1 protein-coding gene is annotated in these 652 nt (G+C 70.9%); it reads right to left on the bottom strand.

Annotated elements, in window-relative coordinates:
• A partial coding sequence (locus tag GWK61_RS54975; RefSeq protein ID WP_499704285.1) for a Y-family DNA polymerase occupies positions 1-405 on the bottom strand: 405 nt, incomplete at its 3' end.
• Between the last annotated feature and the right edge of the window lie 247 nt (positions 406-652).

Raw genomic sequence — 652 nt, 5'->3', positions numbered from 1 at the left:
GGCCCCGATCCCCGCCTCCCCGACCCGATCCCGGATCGCCCGCACCACCAGGTCCTCACCGCCGAAATAACGCGCCGGACCATCCATCGGCAACGCCGCCAGGCCCGGCCGGACCACCTCGAAGCGCGGGGTGAAATCGGCCAGCACGGTCAGCACCGGCTCGAAGGCCCGGGCCTCGGCGGCCTCGTCGCGCGGGTAGAGAAGCAGCTCCGGCGCCAGGCGCTGCGCGTCCCGCGTGCGCTGCCCGCGCCGGACCCCTTCAGCCCGCGCCGCCGAGGAGCTGGCCACGATCAGACCTTTGACGACGACGGCCGCCGCGGTGTCGGGGTCGGCGCCGACCGCCACCACCGGCCAGTCCGGGCACCACACGGCCAGCGCGCGGTCGGGGACGGCGGGGGCGGACACGGATGGCTCCTTTCTTGGACGGTGGATGGACTCGGATTCGGTTCGGGCTCAGGCTCAGGCTCAGGCTCAGGCTCGGATTCGGTTCAGCTTCGGCTTCGGCTCGGGTTCGGCTCGGTTCGGTTCGGATTCGGTTCGGGTTCGGGTTCAGACCTGGTTCGGTTCGGGTTCGGTTCAGATTCGGTTTCAAGTTCGGGCTCAGGTGTGCAGATCGGCCCCTACGCACTCCACAGCCGCACAACCTCACCGC

This window comes from Catenulispora rubra, assembly GCF_015356825.1.
Classification (GTDB): Bacteria; Actinomycetota; Actinomycetes; order Streptomycetales; family Catenulisporaceae; genus Catenulispora; species Catenulispora rubra.
This window is presented reverse-complemented; position numbering and strand designations above follow the sequence as displayed.